This is a genomic window from Thermoanaerobacter ethanolicus JW 200 (assembly GCF_003722315.1).
In the GTDB taxonomy this organism is placed as follows: domain Bacteria; phylum Bacillota; class Thermoanaerobacteria; order Thermoanaerobacterales; family Thermoanaerobacteraceae; genus Thermoanaerobacter; species Thermoanaerobacter ethanolicus.
Map to the genome: position 1 here is coordinate 528,867 of NZ_CP033580.1, position 18,484 is coordinate 547,350.

Annotated in this window: 19 protein-coding genes and 1 other annotated feature; of the genes, 12 read left to right on the forward strand and 7 right to left on the reverse strand. The window is 33.0% G+C overall.

The annotated features are described in order from the left end of the window. Positions 1 to 32 precede the first annotated feature (32 nt). Positions 33 to 902: a cation diffusion facilitator family transporter gene (locus tag EB239_RS02655; protein ID WP_003868920.1), complete on the forward strand. Its 870-nt coding sequence runs from the start codon at positions 33 to 35 to the stop codon at positions 900 to 902. 35 nt (positions 903 to 937) lie between these two features. On the opposite strand, the gene EB239_RS02660 is transcribed toward EB239_RS02655, so the two are convergent. Then, positions 938 to 1,189 carry an AbrB/MazE/SpoVT family DNA-binding domain-containing protein gene (locus EB239_RS02660; protein WP_003867347.1) on the reverse strand — a complete coding sequence of 84 codons (252 nt, stop codon included), beginning with the start codon at positions 1,187 to 1,189 and terminating at the stop codon, positions 938 to 940. Between the two features lie 177 nt (positions 1,190 to 1,366). On the opposite strand from EB239_RS02660, the gene EB239_RS02665 reads away from it, so the two are divergent. The 3 genes from EB239_RS02665 to EB239_RS02675 all read left to right on the forward strand — a co-directional run bounded on the left by EB239_RS02665 (position 1,367) and on the right by EB239_RS02675 (position 3,963). After that, positions 1,367 to 1,951, forward strand: a complete 585-nt coding sequence (locus EB239_RS02665; RefSeq protein ID WP_003868921.1) for a nucleoside recognition domain-containing protein — start codon at positions 1,367 to 1,369, stop codon at positions 1,949 to 1,951. Positions 1,952 to 1,956: 5 nt separating this feature from the next. Then, positions 1,957 to 2,478 (forward strand): spore maturation protein, encoded by a 522-nt coding sequence (locus EB239_RS02670; protein WP_003868922.1) that lies wholly within the window; start codon positions 1,957 to 1,959, stop codon positions 2,476 to 2,478. 81 nt (positions 2,479 to 2,559) lie between these two features. Next, positions 2,560 to 3,963, forward strand: a complete 1,404-nt coding sequence (locus EB239_RS02675) for a CCA tRNA nucleotidyltransferase (protein ID WP_003868923.1) — start codon at positions 2,560 to 2,562, stop codon at positions 3,961 to 3,963. 48 nt (positions 3,964 to 4,011) lie between these two features. On the opposite strand, the gene dmpI is transcribed toward EB239_RS02675, so the two are convergent. Then, positions 4,012 to 4,206 (reverse strand): 4-oxalocrotonate tautomerase DmpI, encoded by a 195-nt coding sequence (dmpI, locus tag EB239_RS02680; RefSeq protein WP_003868924.1) that lies wholly within the window; start codon positions 4,204 to 4,206, stop codon positions 4,012 to 4,014. 441 nt (positions 4,207 to 4,647) lie between these two features. Then, positions 4,648 to 4,879: a binding site (T-box leader), on the forward strand. Here dmpI and metG point away from each other — a divergent pair. The 5 genes from metG to EB239_RS02705 all read left to right on the forward strand — a co-directional run bounded on the left by metG (position 4,880) and on the right by EB239_RS02705 (position 10,836). Then, positions 4,880 to 6,823, forward strand: a complete 1,944-nt coding sequence (metG, locus tag EB239_RS02685) for a methionine--tRNA ligase (RefSeq protein ID WP_451919110.1) — start codon at positions 4,880 to 4,882, stop codon at positions 6,821 to 6,823. It abuts the feature before it with no gap. A gap of 12 nt (positions 6,824 to 6,835) precedes the next feature. Beyond that, positions 6,836 to 7,603: a TatD family hydrolase gene (locus tag EB239_RS02690; RefSeq protein WP_003868926.1), complete on the forward strand. Its 768-nt coding sequence runs from the start codon at positions 6,836 to 6,838 to the stop codon at positions 7,601 to 7,603. 185 nt (positions 7,604 to 7,788) lie between these two features. Continuing rightward, entirely contained in the window at positions 7,789 to 8,820 is a 1,032-nt protein-coding gene (locus EB239_RS02695) for a ubiquitin-like domain-containing protein (protein ID WP_003868927.1), read from the forward strand. 36 nt (positions 8,821 to 8,856) lie between these two features. Beyond that, on the forward strand, positions 8,857 to 9,678 hold the full coding sequence (gene rsmA, locus EB239_RS02700; protein ID WP_003868928.1) for a 16S rRNA (adenine(1518)-N(6)/adenine(1519)-N(6))-dimethyltransferase RsmA: 822 nt from the start codon (positions 8,857 to 8,859) through the stop codon (positions 9,676 to 9,678). Positions 9,679 to 9,747: 69 nt separating this feature from the next. Further along, positions 9,748 to 10,836: a hypothetical protein gene (locus EB239_RS02705; protein WP_003868929.1), complete on the forward strand. Its 1,089-nt coding sequence runs from the start codon at positions 9,748 to 9,750 to the stop codon at positions 10,834 to 10,836. Between the two features lie 39 nt (positions 10,837 to 10,875). On the opposite strand, the gene EB239_RS02710 is transcribed toward EB239_RS02705, so the two are convergent. The 4 genes from EB239_RS02710 to sigI all read right to left on the reverse strand — a co-directional run bounded on the left by EB239_RS02710 (position 10,876) and on the right by sigI (position 14,351). Further along, positions 10,876 to 11,112, reverse strand: a complete 237-nt coding sequence (locus tag EB239_RS02710; protein ID WP_003867338.1) for an HPr family phosphocarrier protein — start codon at positions 11,110 to 11,112, stop codon at positions 10,876 to 10,878. Between the two features lie 135 nt (positions 11,113 to 11,247). After that, complete coding sequence (locus tag EB239_RS02715) at positions 11,248 to 12,516, reverse strand: S-layer homology domain-containing protein (RefSeq protein WP_003868930.1); 1,269 nt, start codon at positions 12,514 to 12,516, stop codon at positions 11,248 to 11,250. Further along, entirely contained in the window at positions 12,517 to 13,689 is a 1,173-nt protein-coding gene (locus tag EB239_RS02720; protein WP_003868931.1) for an anti-sigma factor domain-containing protein, read from the reverse strand. Next, positions 13,686 to 14,351: an RNA polymerase sigma factor SigI gene (sigI, locus tag EB239_RS02725; RefSeq protein WP_003868932.1), complete on the reverse strand. Its 666-nt coding sequence runs from the start codon at positions 14,349 to 14,351 to the stop codon at positions 13,686 to 13,688. Before sigI ends, EB239_RS02720 begins: the two co-directional genes overlap by 4 nt. 60 nt (positions 14,352 to 14,411) lie before the next feature. On the opposite strand from sigI, the gene EB239_RS02730 reads away from it, so the two are divergent. Next, positions 14,412 to 15,524: an Mrp/NBP35 family ATP-binding protein gene (locus EB239_RS02730; RefSeq protein WP_003868933.1), complete on the forward strand. Its 1,113-nt coding sequence runs from the start codon at positions 14,412 to 14,414 to the stop codon at positions 15,522 to 15,524. A gap of 306 nt (positions 15,525 to 15,830) precedes the next feature. Here EB239_RS02730 and EB239_RS02735 read toward each other — a convergent pair whose 3' ends face one another. Then, complete coding sequence (locus EB239_RS02735; RefSeq protein WP_003868934.1) at positions 15,831 to 16,187, reverse strand: hypothetical protein; 357 nt, start codon at positions 16,185 to 16,187, stop codon at positions 15,831 to 15,833. Between the two features lie 142 nt (positions 16,188 to 16,329). Between EB239_RS02735 and EB239_RS02740 the strand changes: the two genes are divergently transcribed. After that, positions 16,330 to 16,848 (forward strand): hypothetical protein, encoded by a 519-nt coding sequence (locus tag EB239_RS02740; protein ID WP_003868935.1) that lies wholly within the window; start codon positions 16,330 to 16,332, stop codon positions 16,846 to 16,848. Next, on the forward strand, positions 16,849 to 18,330 hold the full coding sequence (locus tag EB239_RS02745; protein WP_003868936.1) for an AAA family ATPase: 1,482 nt from the start codon (positions 16,849 to 16,851) through the stop codon (positions 18,328 to 18,330). Positions 18,331 to 18,484 lie beyond the last annotated feature (154 nt).

Genomic DNA, 18,484 nt, shown 5'->3' on the forward strand with positions numbered 1-18,484 from the left:
GTGAAATTTCAATTGAGAATATGGAGGATGTTATGAATAAACAAAACGCAGCTTTGCTATCTGTGGTTTCTAACAGTGTATTGATAGCTATAAAATTGTTGGCAGGTATACTAATGCATTCAGTAGGGGTAATTTCTGAAGCCATACATTCTTCAATTGATTTAATTGCTAGTCTAATTGCCTTTTTCTCCATACGAGTAGCAGTAAAACCCGCAGATGAGGACCACCCTTTTGGACACAGCAAATATGAGAACGTTTCTGGCTTTGTGGAAGCTATTTTAATTTTTTTTGCAGCTATACTTATCATATATGAGGCAGTGCGAAGAATAATTACTGGTACTTATGTAGAAAATTTAGGAATGGGCATTATTGTCATGCTTTTTGCATCTTTTGTAAATGGAGTAGTATCATATTTTTTGTTTAAAGTATCTAAAGAAGAAAATTCTATTGCCTTAAAAGCAGATGCAATGCACCTTTTAACTGATGTATTTACGTCTTTGGGAGTTACACTAGGACTTGTTGCCATAAAAGTCACTAAATTGGATATTTTGGATCCAATCATAGCTATTTTTGTTGCATTGCTTATTATAAAAGCATCAATTGAGTTGACAAAGGAAGCTTTAAAAGATTTGACAGACACTAGTCTTCCAGAAGAGGAAGTTAAAGAAATAGAGAATATAATAAAATCAAATTCTGAAATTACAAGTTTTCACAAATTGAGAACGAGAAAATCGGGGCCTCGAAGAGAAATAGACGTTCATTTGAGAGTGGACAGAAATTACAACATAGTAGACGCCCATGAATTGTCCCATAAGGTTTCAAAACAAATAACTGATAAATTCCCTGATTCCCATGTGATAATCCATGTAGAACCGGAAAGAAAAAAAGAAGAGGATAAATAATAGGAGGACACACCCTCCTATTATTTATCCTGCTATTAGTCTACAGATTTCTTTAACTCTTCAAGGCAATTTTTACATATATTTTTGCCTTTGTAGTTTATTACATTCTCAGCGTTGCCGCAGAAAATGCAAGCAGGCTCATACTTTTTGAGGACTATTTGTTCCCCATCAACATAGATTTCAAGAGCATCTCTTTCTGCTATGTTAAGTGTCCTCCTGAGCTCGATTGGTATTACTACCCTTCCCAATTCGTCTACTTTTCTTACAATACCTGTGGATTTCAACATTTTTCTCCCCTCCTGAGTTACAAAATTCGACAACTAAACTTCACTTATAATAATACCAAGTTTTGAAAAATAAGTCAACACCTTTTTTGGAATTTTTTAAGGTTAATAACATAAATTTTATTACATAAGAAGAAAAGCATAAACGAAGTTTTTTTGGTAATTTGGGAGGGCTATACCATGATAAATTACATATGGTTTTTTATGATAGCGATAGGAGTTTTAGTAGGAATAATAAATGGCAGAATGGCAGAAGTATCCAAAGCTATAATTGATTCAGCACAGACTGCTGTTGCTATTTCGATAGGGCTAGTTGGTGTAATGTCTTTATGGCTTGGAATAATGAAAATTGCAGATAAGTCAGGCCTTACAGATATTATCGCAAAATTACTAAAACCTACAATTATAAGGCTTTTTCCTGATGTGCCAAAAGATCACCCAGCTATTTCAGCGATGATAATGAATATATCAGCTAATATGTTGGGATTAGGTAATGCAGCAACACCTTTTGGGATTAAGGCTATGGAATACCTTCAAGAGCTTAATAAAAAAGACAGTGCTTCAAATGCTATGTGCCGCTTTTTAGTGATAAATACAGCTTCAATACAGCTTATACCTGCAGTGATGATTGGAATAAGGGCTTCTTTGGGAGCTAAAAATCCTGCGGATTTTGTGATTGTCAGCGTACTTTCAACCAGCACTGCTCTTGTAGCTGGCCTTATTTTGAATAAATACCTTGAAAAAATGCCTATATTTAAGGAGTGAAAATAATGATGAAAATTATATCTGAATGGATTATTCCTATACTTGTTCTTGTTATTCCTTTTTATGGAATCATAAAAAATGTCAAAGTGTATGAAGGGTTTGTCGATGGGGCAAAAGAAGGAATTTCTGTAGTTATAAAAATATTTCCAGCTCTTGTAGCGATGCTTGTGGCAATAGGTGTATTAAGAGCGTCAGGTGCCCTTGACTTGTTAGGGAAATTTTTAATGCCTTTTACAAATAAAATAGGCATGCCACAGGAGCTTGTGCCTCTTGCTTTAATAAGGCCCCTTTCGGGAAGTGGTGCTTTGGGGATTGCGACTGAGATTATAAAAACTCATGGTGCCGATTCTCTAATCGGGAAAATGGCTTCTGCTATGTATGGATCTACTGAGACCACTTTTTATGTTCTTGCTGTTTACTATGGGGCAGTGGGAATAAAAAAGATGAGACATTCTGTTATCTCTGGAATTTTTGCAGATATTGTTGCAATACTTTCCTGTGTATTTTATAGCAGATTATTTTTTTAATACTTGTACACTTTTTCACTTTTGTTATACTATATAGTGTAATGTTGTTTTTGCCTTTTAAAAGGAAAGGAATGATTTTTTGTGGCAACAATACCAAAATTAATAAGAAAATTAGGAAAAGAAGCATATAATTTGTATATTGTTGGGGGATACATAAGGGACAGGATTTTAAATAGAGAAGCTAAAGATTATGATTTTGTAGTTCAGGAAGATGCAGAGAAAATCGCCAAATTAGCGGCAGAAAAATTAGGGGGTACTTTTGTGCCTTTTATGGCGGAAAAAGGCACATATAGGGTTGTTGTAGGAGATGAAATATTAGATTTTACTAATTTAAGAGGTGAAGACATATACATAGATTTAGCTCATAGAGACTTTACAATGAATGCTATGGCTATAAAACTGACAGATTATTTTGAATTTGAATATATTATTGACCCTTTTGGTGGCATGATGGACATAAAAAACAGGAAAATAAAGCATGTGGGTGTGATGACCTTTAAAGAAGACCCTTTAAGGGCTTTGAGGGCCGTAAGATTTGCTGCGACTTACAAATTTGATATTGATGAGGGTACAAAGGCTAAAATAAGAGAAGAAGCGGCCTTAATAAAACAAGTAGCGCCAGAGAGAATAATGAATGAAATTTTTATAATATTAAAAGAAAAGAATTCTCACAAATATTTAAGAATGATGGAAGATTTAAAGCTTATGGAAAATATATTTGAAGAAGTTGCTAAAATGAAAGAAGTAGGAAAGTGCTATTATCACCTTACAAATGCTTGGATACATTCACTAAAAACTGTAGAAGAATACGAAAATATCATAAATTCTATGAGATTTCCCAAAGACGTATATGATATAGTTTCGGAGTATTTAGATAGAAAGCTTTCTTCTGACAACAAAGTAAAGGACATAATAAAACTTGGAGCTCTTTTTCACGATATAGGCAAACCAGAATCCATATACATTGATACTGAAAATAGAGTACATTTTTACAACCACGAGACAAAAGGAGCAGAAATCGTAAAAAAGATAGCATCAAGGATGAAAATGCCCAAAAAAGAGTCTTCTTTGCTAAAGAAGCTTGTCCTTTATCACATGAAGCCTTTAATGTACTATGTAAATGGCGGACCAACGAATAAATCTCTTTTTAGATTTTTTTCCGAACTTAAGGATGATTCAATAGCGATTCTACTTTTATCTCAGGCTGATTTTACTGCTACAAGGCTTAATTTAGGTAAAGAGGAAGAGATACCAAAGTTTACAGATTATATTACCAAGCTTTTAAAAAGATATGTAGAATTTAAAGAAACAGAAAAACCATTACTTTCGCCGCTGGATATAATAATAAATTTTGATGTAAAAGATGGGAAAAAATTAGGACAGATTTTATATGAAATAAGGAAAAATAGATTTTACGGAGAAATTCAAGATAAAGAAGATGCTGTAGAGTTTGTAAAAGAAAGAATGAAAATAGAGAAAATATAATTTAAAAAGAGATGCAAAAATTTTCGCTGCATCTCTTTTTTATAAGAGTTATTTTTTATGTAGTTCAGAGAGAGGGGTTCCTCCTACGCCTATATTGTCTGGATTATTTTCTTTTATAATCACTGAGAATGCATTTATAGGAATATTGAGTACTTGTGAAGCTGCTTTTGTAAGTTCAGAAATAAGTTTTGCTTTTGTTTCCTTACTTAAATTGTCAGGTCCTTCAATTGTTATAAAAGGCATTGCAATCCTTCCTTTCTATATTTTTTTGATGTTCTCGATATTTATTTTAACACTTTTTTGTGTAAGAAACCAAATTATAAGAAAAATTTATGATGACAATTACTAAAAATCAATTATATAATATTGTTAGCATTTTTGGGATAGAGAGGAAAATGAAAAAGCTTTTATTTTTGTATAATTGCTTTTTTCTTTTGGATTTTTTTGACCCTTACCTATTTCGATTAAAACATCAAAAGAATAGTTTTTACTTTTTGTAAAATATTTTACATCTGAAGCGGCTTCTATATCAAAAAGTTGTTCATTTTTTTGAGGTTTGATTTCATAAATGTGATATATTGCGACGAGTGTAATTGTAAAAGCTATACTAATGCAGAAAATATACTAAAAAGGTAGTTGACAATACTTTTTATAAAGGGTATATTAAAGAATAAATAGATATAGTAAAAGGCGATGAAGGAAAGAGTAAAAAGCTTGAACTTTCACAGAGAGTCGGGCGAGGTGCGAACCGATAAAGTTTGGGCTTTTGAAGATGGCTCCGGAGCCGTACTGCCGAAGGCTAGTAGGTTTTACCGGGAACTCCCGTTACAGGGTAGGAGTGTGTTAGCACTCTGTGAGGCATGCGTCGTGAGGCGCATGTGAAGAAGGGTGGTACCGCGACAATCTCGCCCCTTATGTGGAGGCGAGTTTTTTATTTACAAAAAAGAGGAGGATGGATATGAAAAAGACTTTTTACATTACGACACCTATCTATTATCCCAGTGATAAATTACATATTGGTCATTCATATACTACAGTTGCTGCAGATGCAATGGCAAGGTTTAAAAGGCTTACCGGATATGATGTCAAGTTTTTGACCGGTACTGATGAACATGGGCAAAAAATTCAAAGAATAGCAAGAGAAAAAGGGATGTCTCCTAAAGAATATGTAGACGGGATAGTTGAATGGATAAAAGATTTATGGAAGACAATGGATATAAGTAATGACCAATTTATTCGCACAACCGATAAATATCATGAGGAAATAGTACAAAAAATATTCACGAAATTGTATGAAAAAGGAGATATATACAAAAGCGAATATGAAGGATGGTACTGTACTCCTTGTGAATCTTTCTGGACAGAAAGCCAGCTTGTAGATGGGAAATGCCCAGACTGTGGTAGACCAGTAGAAAGGGTAAAAGAAGAAGGGTATTTTTTTAAATTGTCTAAATATGGGGATAGGCTGTTACAATATTATGATGAACATCCTGATTTTATACAGCCTGAGTCAAGGCGCAATGAGATGATAAACTTTATAAAATCAGGTTTGGAGGATTTGTTTGTCTCAAGGAGTTCGTTTGACTGGGGTATAAAGGTACCTTTTGACCCAAGACATGTGATTTATGTTTGGATAGATGCTTTGTCAAATTACATAACTGCTTTAGGATATTCTACAGACCATGACGACGACTTTAAAAAATACTGGCCAGCAGATGTTCATTTGGTTGGAAAAGAGATAATGAGGTTTCACACAATAATATGGCCAGCAATGCTTATGGCTCTTGACTTGCCCCTTCCTAAAAAAGTGTTTGGACACGGTTGGCTTATACTGGAAGGAGGCAAGATGTCAAAATCTAAAGGCAATGTAGTAGACCCTAAAGAGCTGGTTAGGAAATATGGCGTGGATGCTGTAAGATATTTTCTTTTGAGAGAAGTGCCTTTTGGGGCGGATGGAGTGTTTTCTAATGAAGCTTTGATAAACAGAATAAATTCAGACCTTGCTAATGACCTTGGAAACTTGCTGAGTAGGACTGTTACAATGATTGAAAAATACTTTGAGGGCATTCTGCCAAAGCCTTCACAAAAAGAAGAAGTAGATGATGACCTTATAAATACTGCACAGAATCTACCTAAAACTGTTGAAGAGTACATGGATAAACTTCAGTTTTCCAACGCTTTAATTGAAATATGGAAATTAGTAAGACGAGCTAATAAGTACATTGATGAAACAATGCCTTGGATTTTAGCGAAAGATGAAAGCAAAAAGGAAAGATTGGGTACTGTTTTGTATAATTTAGCGGAAGCTTTGAGATTTATTGCAATACTTATATCTCCTTTTATGCCAAATACCCCGCAAAAAATGTTTGAACAATTAGGAATAGAAAAAGATTTGACGACTTGGGAGAGCTTAAAGTTTGGCTTGTTAAAAGAAGGTACAAAAGTAAAAAGAGGAGAAATTATTTTCCCGAGAATAGATGTAAATAAGGAGCTGAGTGCTATAGAAGAAAAAGCAGAGGAGGAAGAGAAAAAGATAGATTATATCACTATTGAGGATTTTGCAAAAATTCAGCTTAGGGTTGCAGAGATTTTGGAAGCCGAAAAAGTGGAAGGCTCTGACAAGCTTATAAAGATGAAGCTTAAAGTGGGAGAGGAGACAAGGCAAATTGTAGGAGGAATTGCTCGTTATTACACTCCTGAAGAGCTTATAGGAAAGAAAATAATTATTGTATATAATCTGGAGCCAAAGAAACTAAAGGGTATTGAGTCTCAAGGAATGCTTTTAGCAGCATCTACCGAAGGAAAAATGTCCCTTCTTACAGTGGACAGGGATATAGAAAGTGGGGCAAAGATAAGCTAAGGAGTGATAAAATTGTTGGTAGATTCTCACGCTCATCTTGAAGATGAGAAATACGATAGAGATAGAGAAAAAGTTATTGAAGAATGTAAAAAAGACCTCACATTTTTAATAAATGTGGGGTCTAACCTCTTAACTTCTAAACAGTCTATTGAGCTAGCTCATAACTATGACTTTATATATGCTTCTGTTGGAATTCATCCCCATGATGCACAAAGGGAATTTGACAAAGTGGAAGAAATAGAGAGATTAGCTTTACAGGAAAAGGTTGTAGCAATAGGAGAAATAGGGTTAGATTATTATTACGACGACCCTCCCAAAGAGTTTCAAAAAGAGATTTTTATAAAACAAATAAGGCTTGCGAAAAAGCTAAATCTTCCAATAATAATACACGATAGGGATGCTCATGGAGATATACTAGATATATTAAAACAGGAATGGACAAAAGATTTAAGAGGGGTTTTTCACAGTTATTCGGGAAGTGTTGAAATGGCTTTTCAAGTAATTGAAATGAATTTTTACATTTCTTTAGGAGGGCCTGTGACATTTAAAAATGCAAAAAAACCTAAAGAAGTAGCAAAAGCTGTTCCCATTGAAAAACTTTTAATTGAGACAGATAGCCCTTATCTTACTCCTGAGCCTTATAGAGGAAAAAGGAATACACCGGTGTATGTGAAATTTGTAGCGAAAAAAATTGCAGAATTAAGAGAGATGCCTTATGAGGAGGTTTGTAGGATTACTGCTGAAAATGCTATAAAACTTTTTAACATCCCTCTCAAATAAAAGTTTTAAAAAACAACCTCCTGTTTTGAGGGGAGGTATCAAAAGTCAAAAAAATGCGTATAATATCATTGAGTTTGGTTTCCCCATAAATGAAAAATTGTGTATAAAAATTTGACAAATCAATTTAATTGGATTAAAATTACTTACGACTCCCCTAAATTAAATTTTTAACAGGAGGTTATGGGATGGATACAGACAAGTTTAGAAAGCGACTTGGTGAAATAGTTAAAAAACCAGTTGCTCTTCTAACGTTGGCTGCAGTATTCCTATTGATTGTCGGAGCTATAACATACGCAAGCTTAAAAAAGGAAATAACCCTTCAGGATGAAGATAAAAAAATGGTTGTTACAACATTTAAATCAACAGTTAAGGATTTGTTAGAAGAGAAAGGAATTAAGCTAAGAAAAGAAGATGTAGTAACGCCTTCTTTAGACACTGCTTTAAAAAATGGCATGAAGGTGACTATCAAAAGAGCAGTTCCTATCACTATCTGTGTGGGTGGAAAAGCAAAAGATATTTACACTGCTGCATCTAATGTAAAAGAAGTATTTCAACAAAATAGTATAACTTTAGGACCACAAGACAAAGTGAATATGAGTTTAGATACGCCTGTGTTTAGGTACATGTACATCGACGTTACAAAAGTAACAGAAAAAATTGTTACTCAAGAAGTAGATATACCATATCAAACAGAGACAGTAAAGAATGACAATATGGAAAGAGGACAAGTAAGAGTAGTTCAACAAGGAGAAGTTGGGAAAAAACAAATTGTGATGAAAGTTACTTATGAAAACGGCAAAGAGGTAGCAAAAAATATAATAGAGGAAAAGATAATAAAAAATCCGATAAACCAAATTGTGCATGTTGGAACACTAGGAGTTTTTACTACTTCAAGAGGAGAGACTTTTAGGTATAGGGAAATTAGAACTATGGTTGCTACTGCTTATACTAATAGCGTAACAGATACCGGTAAAAAACCAGGAGATCCCAATTATGGGATAACTGCTACTGGTACGAAAGCTACAAGGGGAGTAATAGCTGTAGATCCAAGGGTTATACCTTTGGGCACACGACTTTACGTAGAAGGATATGGATTTGGAATTGCTGCAGATACAGGTGGAGCTATTAAAGGGGATAAAATTGATGTTTTTTTCCCGACTCTTGAGGAAACAATTAAATGGGGAAGAAGATACGTGAAAGTTTATATTTTAAAATAGACAGGGTTTCCCTGTCTTATTTTTTGAGGTGGAGCTATGAAAGTAAAAGGGGTTAATGTAAAGAAAAAATGGGGACAAAATTTCATATTTGACAAAAATATTTTAGCAAAAATTGTGACTGCTTCGGGAGTTGCTTCTGAAGATTTTGTACTAGAAATTGGAACAGGATTAGGGACTTTGACAGAAGAACTAGCTAAAAGGGTTAAAAAGGTAATTTCTTTTGAAATTGACAGAGAGCTTTATGAAGCAACAAAAGAAAAACTTAACATTTATAACAATGTGATTATCATAAATGAAGATATAATGAAGGTAGATTTAAATAAAATAGCTAATGAATATTTTGAAGGGAAGCCTTTTAAAGTAGTTGCTAATCTTCCTTATTACATAACTTCTCCTATAATAATGATGCTTTTAGAGTGTAAATTTGTAAAAGAGATAACTGTGCTAGTGCAAAAAGAAGTTGCTGAAAGAATTTGTGCTCTGCCGGGTACTAAGGACTATGGGATACTTACAGTTTTTATAAATTTTAAAGCAAAGCCTAAGAAACTTTTTAATCTACCACCAAGTGTTTTTGTTCCTCCACCTAAGGTAGATTCTTCTCTGGTTAAATTAGAGATACTTGATAAATCTTTAGTTGAGGTAAAAGATGAAAGGTTATTTTCTAACGTGGTAAAAGCTGCTTTTGGACAAAGGAGAAAAGTATTGTCCAATGCTTTAAAAACTTTAGGACTTCCAAAAGAAATTATAGATAAAGCTTTTACTCTTTCAAACTTATCACCTCAAAGGAGAGGAGAAACTCTTAGTATAGAGGAGTTTGCTGCTTTGGCAAATGTTATTTATGATTTGACAAAGCAGTAATAATAATCCCCCTCTTTTCATAATATATATTGCAAAGTTATATTTAAGATAAATGAGGGGGAAGAATAAATGCCAATAAATATATATAAAAGGTTTTATATTGTCTTTAATCAAGAAGACAAGGGATGTTCTATTGAAGGAAAAGAAGTGACAGGTTATTTAAAAGTGGAGTTTAGAGGAAGCAGAGGAAGAATAACAGCGGCTTTGCAAAATCTTAATCCCACGTATTCCTATAATGTGAAATTGCTAAAAGGCGAGGGAGAAGTTGCTGTTGTAGATTTTGGAGCAATAAAAGTAGATGATAAAGGACGCGGTGGAGGAGAATGGACTTTTAATGTAGAGAATGTAAAAGATTCGGGAATTAGTTGGGAGGAATTTTCTGTAGCATTTATAGAAGCCCATGATGGCATAAAAACTTTAGTACCTTTGGCATCTGTTATAAACAAGAAAACTACAAACTGGAAGGCTGCTTATAAAAAATATCTGTTAAAGGTAAAACAAGAAGAAACATTAACAGAGAAGAGTGATAAGAATGATAGGGGAATTAAGCAGGAGGAAACTGAAACTGCGATACCCCAAGACTATGAAAGTGCGGAAGATGAAAATATTAAAAATGAATTTACTAAAAAAGATGAAACTTTACAAAATGTTTCGGAAGAGACTCAATTTGAAACCAATTTTTATATTTCTGCCCCTGAAGAAACTCCTAAGCCATTGATGTATTCTTCTGATACTCAACAACAGAAAACTTCTTTTAAGTTTGAGGAGGAAGTAGAGGAAGGATATATAAAATATTTAAGAGAGTATGTTAACAATATAGTGAGTTTTTTGGAGGAAGTTCAGCCTTTTGAAAAAAATTTTGAAGGTTATAGGTGGTGGAAAGTTAAAACGGGTTACAGGGAGGGAAGCTTTGACCATTATCTTGTGGGATTTGTAAATGATGAGAAGGGTGAATTAAAATACATTGTGTATGGAATGCCAGGATTTTTTACTCTTGCAGACCAGCCTTTTGGTGGTATGACAGGGTTTGTAGTTTGGAAGCCAGTTAAAGAAAATTTAAGAGGCGCGAGGGATGAGGGATATTGGATTTTGCATATTGATGCAAAGACAGGACAAATTGCTGTGCCTATAGAACCAACTCCACCGCCTTTGATATAAAAATAAAAGCGTAGTCTCTACGCTTTTATTTTTATACTATTATACTATGAATTCTTTTAAATCTTCTTCTAATTTTTTCAAGCTTTCTTCATCAGTTGTGTGAGGTATTACTGTAAGGACATTTTCTAAATTAAGGCTAAAAAGGCCCATTATTGATTTTGCGTCTATTACATAACGACCAGAAGTCACGTCTATGTCAAAAGGATATTTTGAAGTTTTTTCTACAAAATTTTTGACACTTTCAATTGTAGTTAATTTTACTTTTATTTCTTTCACGGATAATTCCCCCTTTTATGGATTTAACTTTATCGTATATGATTTGTGGACTTTTATCAATTAGCTTTTTTCACAAAAATTTTATGCTTATTTTAGTAATTGTTTTCAAAAGTAAAATCCCTCCAATGAGGGATTTTACTTAACATCTGAGGCTAAATCAATATCAACAGAAACATTTATATTTTTATCTGTTTTAACACTTATTTGTGTAATTTTACCATCGTAAGTAAAACTTTTTATGTCATATGGATAAGTTATAGCTTGTGTCACAATTGCATCGGGAGAAGGGTCTATATATTTTACTTCAACTTCTAATATGGTATCTTTTGACGTTTTTATTATTTGAGCCTTTTGTATATTTACGATATATCCACCTGTTCGCATCATACCGCGAGTTGCGATTACATAATATATTCCATTTTCTTCTACTAGTTTAACAGCAGGCTTATTTTTAATAGCTTCCACAGCTGATGATACTTTTTCAGGAGGATTTTTAACATCTTTAAGTTCTATAGGAATCACTTCCTCACTTTTATTGTTTAACACTTCCACAAATATTATATTATTTTTGAAATCTAATATTAATCTTATTTGATAGCCGGGCTTTAGATAATCTATTCCGACATACTCATTTTCGTTGTAAACTGGCACATTTTTTAATATATTGAAAGTCTTTAGTCCACCATTGACTTTTACAGTTATAGTATTGTTATCTATAGCATAAACAGTAGCAACGACATCACGGCCATTGAGGTTATTTTGTACCTTTTCGTCAAGCCTTTCCAATAAAACAGCCATTTCTACTCTTCTGACTGGATCGTTTGGCTTGAGCTTTTCTCCATCTCCTTTGATGAGGTTCTTTTCTACAGCTACGTACATATAACCTATAGCATCTTTAGGGATCTTATCCCAGTCTTTGTAGTTCAAAACTTTATTCATATTTTGCTGAGCTTGGTTTTCCAAGCCTAAAGCGCGAACTAAATATTTTGCTATTTCGTATCTTTTTGCCTTTTCATTTGGATTAAACCTTTTTAACTCGTCATAAGTTAATATGCCCTTTTGGTATGCCAGCGTAATAAAGCCTTTTCCCCAACTAAGTTTTGGGCCTTTGTACTCTTTAGGTAGCTCAGTTATTTTATTAGCTTGTTCTTCATAACCCATCGCCCGTAAAATCATTACTAATGCCTCTAAGTGAGTGACAGGCTTTGAAGGGTTAAATTTTTTATCTCCAACTCCTTTTATAAAACCTTTTGCATACATTTTTTCAATTGCTTTTACTGCCCATGTGAATTGTTGAATGTCGTCAAAAGAGTATTTTGGCTGCGGTTTTGCATATGCTGTCGTGGAAAACAATAGTAAAAAGATTAAAACTACTGAAATAAAAAAACGAGATTTTTTTAGCATTTAATCTTTCACCTCCCTCATTTTTTCATTATATTTTTCGCTATTTTTGTCATCTTTTTGGGGGTAGTTTTCAATTTCTTTTACATTTTTGTAAGGATTTTTATCAAAGCTTTTATCAAGACTTTTATCAGAATTATTCAATTCTTTATTATCAGAATTGGATTTTACTTTATTTTCTTCTTTTTGATCAAAAACATTATTGGTGTTGCTTTTTTTTGATTCTGTATTTTCTGTGGCTCCGATATCTTTCTGTGTAGGTTTATTATCAATATTCTCATCTTTTTTAGTTGATTTGTTTTGATTTTTTGCTTCTTCTTTTTTTACATTTTTTATAGTTTGAGTAGGTTCTTCTTTATAAAGGTCTTTTGTATTTATTTTAGCAGGTTTATCAGTGGTAATTTTAACTTTAGGAATATCTTTATCTTTAGAATCTTGAGAGGTAGTATTCATCTTTTTTTCATCCTGTTTTTCTTTTATTTTTGTATAAGCTTGTTTTAGTTCTTTAAAAAATTCGGGACTATTTAATTTATCTTTTGGTATGTTTATTCCTTCATTTTTAGCTTTTTCCCAGAGGATAAGCCTGCCAGGTGATGTTTTTTCATTTTTAGCCTCTTCTCTTTGTACTTCATTGGATTTCAAAGTTTCTATTTGAATTTTAGCATTTGTTTTTTTTATGTCATTTATGGCTTTTTGTATATCTTCATTTATAACATGTGAATTTTTTATGTTAACGGTAGTTATTACTATGGTATCTTCTTCTTTCAAAAAACCAAGTTTTTGTGATTCTTTTACTGTTTGATTTATAAACGTTGTAATGTCAAGGCCTTTATAAGAGAGATTTTTTAAGATTTTTTTTCCATCTTCATTTAAAGGATTGGCACTTATTATTTTGGCGTTTTTATCTATTAAAACTTCAATACTTGGATTTATATCTATATACACATAGGCGTAAACTTCTGGTGATTTAAAATTAATAATAGTAAATATTAATGCGAGAAGAAGAGAAGCAGCTATTAAAATTTTAGCAGTATGCCTTAAAGCTAAAAAATTTTCATTAAGTTCGATAGTTTCACCTATATCTACATTTTGCAAATTATTCAAACACTTAAATTCCCCTTTTTCAGTCATTACATAAGTTTTATTTTTTTCTTTTTGAACTACAACGGCCTTCATATTTTTGACACCTCACTTTCGGGGCTTATGTATTGTTTTAAAAGAGGCAAGTCTTCAGAAATGATTATTACTAGCGCTATTATGTATTTTCTGTGTTTTTCTATAGTCTTGCGGCTTACTTTTAAAATATTTACTAAATCTTTTATAGGAAGATTCTTTTTGCTTTTTAAATATTCCAGTAAGCCCCTATTTTCACAAATTGTATAAGCAATTTTTGTAGCTATTTTTCTTGTGTCTGCGTGCTTGGGAGATTGTTTGACTAAATCATCTAAAGTTATGTTGTAAAGACTTAGCAAGTTTACAAAAGAAATCATTTCTAGTTTTCTATTTTCCGCTTCATAATCAGTGCTTTTTTCTACATATAGTTCTAAAGGAATAGTATTTTGCTGATTTTGCCGATTTTGCCGTAAAAAATCTATAAGTCGCCTTTTAATAAGCAAACTTGAAAAGCTTAAGAATGAGCCTTTTGTATCATCAAAGCTGTCTATGGCTTCGCTAAAAGCTATAAGTCCTATGCTTAATTCATCACTATTTTTTTCATCTATGTATTTGTTTGTAAATAAAGACAATTGCTTTATGATAAAGGGGGTATATTCCTCAATTAATTTTTCTCTCTCGGAGGGGTCTTTTTTAGCCACGTATACTCTGTCGTTTATATCCAACTTAACCACCCCACTATATTATTCGCATCGACAAAATTTTTTGAGGGTATTCTATTAATAATGATTATATATTATAATATAAATGTCAACAAAAAAATACCAATGGGAGGTATAGAGTTGCTTACAAAAGAACAAGTATTAAACGCTCTAAGAAAGGTTTATGACCCAGAAATAGGAAGAAGTATAGTTGACCTTGATATGGTGAGAAATATTCAAATAGAAGGGGATAAAGTTACAATTGACATAAACCTTACTGTGAAAGGTTGCCCTCTTCAAGATACTATTAAAAAAGATGCTATCGAAGAAGTATCCAAACTTGAAGGAGTTTCAGAAGTAATAGTAAATTTAGGTAGCATGACAGAAGAAGAAAGACAAAATTTAGCAAGAAAGCTTAGCGGTGGCAGAAAACCTATATTTGAAAATACGAGAGTAATAGTAGTAGGTAGTGGAAAAGGTGGAGTAGGTAAATCAACTGTTGCAGCTAATTTAGCTGTAGCTCTTGCCAGATTAGGCTTTAAAGTAGGGCTTTTGGATGCGGATGTGTTGGGATTTAGTGTTCCAAGGCTTTTGGGGATTGTGGATGAAAGACCTTATGCATTGGATGAGCATACTATTTTGCCATTAGAAAGATTCGGAATAAAAGTGATTTCGATGGGTAATTTTACTGACGAAGATACACCTTTGATATGGAGAGGTCCACTTTTGTCAGGAGTTCTTGATCAGTTTTTCAATGATGTATATTGGGGAGAATTAGATTATTTAGTATTGGATTTACCACCAGGAACAGGAGATATACCTCTTACAGTGATGCAAAAATTGCCCGAGTCAAAATTTGTGCTTGTGACAACTCCACAAGCTTCAGCATCTCACGTAGCGGGAAGAATTGGCTATATGGCTAAAAAAGTTAATTTAGAAGTTATAGGTATTGTGGAAAACATGTCATATTTTGAATGTCCTAACTGCCACCAAAGATATAATATTTTTGGTGAAGGGGAAACAGAAAAATTAGCGCAAGATTTAGGAACAGAAATACTTGTAAAGATTCCAATAACGGTTAAAGTCAGAGAATTAAGCGATGTAGGTATACCACCTGCTCTTGATGATGGACCTGAGGGACTTCCTTATATTGAGCTGGCGGAAAAGGTTGTGGAGAAAGTAAGGCCTATCAAATAAAAAAAGCCTCTTTGTAAAGCTTCAGTTTACTGACAAAGTTAAAAATATTCAAAGGAGATATTTTGCATCGTAGCTCCGATGTTACAAAGCGACAAAACTAAAGCTCGACCTTCGGGCTCCGGCAGGGTACCGGCCACATTCGACCTCCTTGTCTTAATGCCCGCCTCTGCCATCCTTGGCTTCGGCCCTGCCTCCACCCTCAGTCTTGCTAACTTTTGTTAGCGCTTTGTAACAAGTCACACCGATTGCAAAATATCTCCTTGATGAAAGTTTGTCTACAGTCTGAAGCCTCTTTGTGAGGGTTTTTTATTTTGCAAGTTCGTCTTCAGGAATTGTATCGGTTAAATTTTCAACATATTTTGAGAGGTTTTGTATAACTTTTTCATAAGGCAAACTTTTCTCAAGACGTATAAATTTTAGCCCTTTTTGCTTTGCCTTTCCATAAGAAAGACTGCAAAAAGCTTCAGGCACAGTTATTATTACATCGGTTTTTTGGTCAAGGAGAAAATCTACAATAGCACTTCTTCTCCCTTCTTTTAGAAAGTATCCTGGATTATCGTACTTTTCACTATTTTCTTTTTGTGTATCAAAAATAATTATATATGGCCCGTCGGGAAGTTTTTCAATATAGCCCTTCTCTGTTATTGTAGCAGCTATTCTCATACAAATTTGCCTCTTTATTTTTTACGTATTTTCTATAAATTAATTATACTCCCTATAAGAGAGAAAACAAAATTTTTAATATTGTACTTGGTATATATTCTATGATATAATACAGTATATCAATAAATGAGGAGTGAGAGTTTTGCTCAAGGGAATAAAATGGCAGATTGTTTTGATAACTTTTGTAGTAGTTTTAGGATTTTTATTTGCCAGCTTTCAATTGTATCAAAATAAAATTCTGCCCGATAAGATTTCAAAAGATGTAAGTACAGTTAAATTTGTTAAAATGGTAACAATTTCAACTGATACCAATGGATATGCTATAAAAGTTAGATTAGGAGAAGTAGAAAATTTAATGGAAACTTACAAAGAAATAGAAAACAAGGTAAATAAATACTCTGTTAAAATAAATATTTTACTTATTGACAATCCTAATGAAAAGTTAAATAATGTTTATTATAACTCTCAGTTTTCAATTTACGAAGGTATACAAAAAGGCGATTATATGAAGATGTATGATACAATAAGAGAAATTTCAAGTAAAAATAGTATAATATCTTATATATATATTGATAAGCAAAACATCTATTTAGATTTAAGAGATGGTTCTCATTATTTATATAAAATAATACCACGTGAAGTTTACAAGGGGGAAAGCTAGATGGTTAAAGAAATTTTACTGGGAATAACTATCGCATTTGCTATATTTGCAGCTTTTCTTGGTATAAATGTTACTCCTTTACTCTTTCTGGCAGGTGCTTTTTTACTTTTTAATTATATTATGGAAAATAAAGGGTTAATACCAGGGAGCAAAAATATTATAAAACCCGAATCGGAAATATCCTTTGAAGATATTGGAGGACAAAATACTGCTATTTCTGAGTTAAAAGAAGCCTTGGATTTTGTAATAAATAGGGAGAAAATCTCTAAAATGGGTATACGGCCTATCAAGGGCATATTACTGACAGGACCTCCTGGAACTGGTAAGACTTTATTAGCTAAAGCAGCTGCAAAATATACAAATTCCAGCTTTATAGCTACTTCAGGTAGTGAATTTATAGAAATGTATGCAGGAGTAGGTGCTCAAAGAGTTAGAAATCTTTTTGAAACAGCAAAAAATCTTGCTAGAAAAGAAGGCAAAAACAGTGCAATAATATTTATTGATGAAATTGACATATTAGGTGCTAAAAGAGGAACTAATGAAAGCCATCATGAATACGACCAAACCCTTAATCAATTGCTAGTGGAAATGGATGGGATTAAAAGCGATGGAGAAATAAATATTTTAGTAATTGCTGCAACAAACAGGCCAGATTTATTAGATCCTGCTCTTTTGCGACCTGGCAGATTTGACAGGCAAGTAGTTGTGGACTTGCCTGATAAAAGTGGAAGGCTGCAGATTTTAAAAATTCATACAAAGAATAAGCCTTTGGGGGAAGATGTTAATCTTGAAGAAATAGCTGAAGATACTTTTGGTTTTTCTGGAGCTCATTTAGAGAGCCTTTGCAATGAGGCAGCAATTCTTGCTATGCGAGATAATTCAGAAGTTATTTTACAAAAGCATTTTAAAGAGGCTGTAGATAAAGTTATATTGGGAGAAAAAAGTGATAGAAAACCTACAGAAGAAGAAATATTTAGAGTTTCTGTTCATGAATCGGGACATGCTATAATAAGCGAAACAGTAAATCCAGGTTCTGTTGCGACTGTGACAATTGTACCAAGAGGTAAAGCACTTGGATTTGTGAGGCAGACAGACAAAGAAGACATGCTCATTTATACAAAAGAACAGTTGGAAAAAGATATAATGGTGGCTTTAGGTGGTACAGTAGCTGAGCTTTTGGTTTTGGGCAATAGAAGTACTGGTTCTGCTAATGACTTTGAACAGGCGGTTGATATTGCAAAGAAGATGGTATACACTGGATTGTCCGATTTAGGGATAGTAAGTAAAGAAGATGTTCCTAAGGAAAAGGTCAATGAGGAAGTAAATAAAATTATTCAGGTCCAAGAAGGAAAAGTAAAAGAAATTTTAGAGGAAAAACTGGAAGTATTAAAAGCGATTGCAGATATTTTAAGAAAAGAAGAAACTATATCAGGAGAGAAACTAAGAGAACTGATAGGTGAAAAGGAAGTTGCTATAGCTTGATTTGTATAAAAGAAGCGTCTGATAAAAGGCGCTTCTTTTATATGATAAAAATAAAACGAATCATAAGAAAAAAATAAGAGTATTATGAATTCTAATAAGTGGAGATTTAAAAGACAGTTAAGAAAGGAAGAAGCCTAATTTGTTAAAATAATAA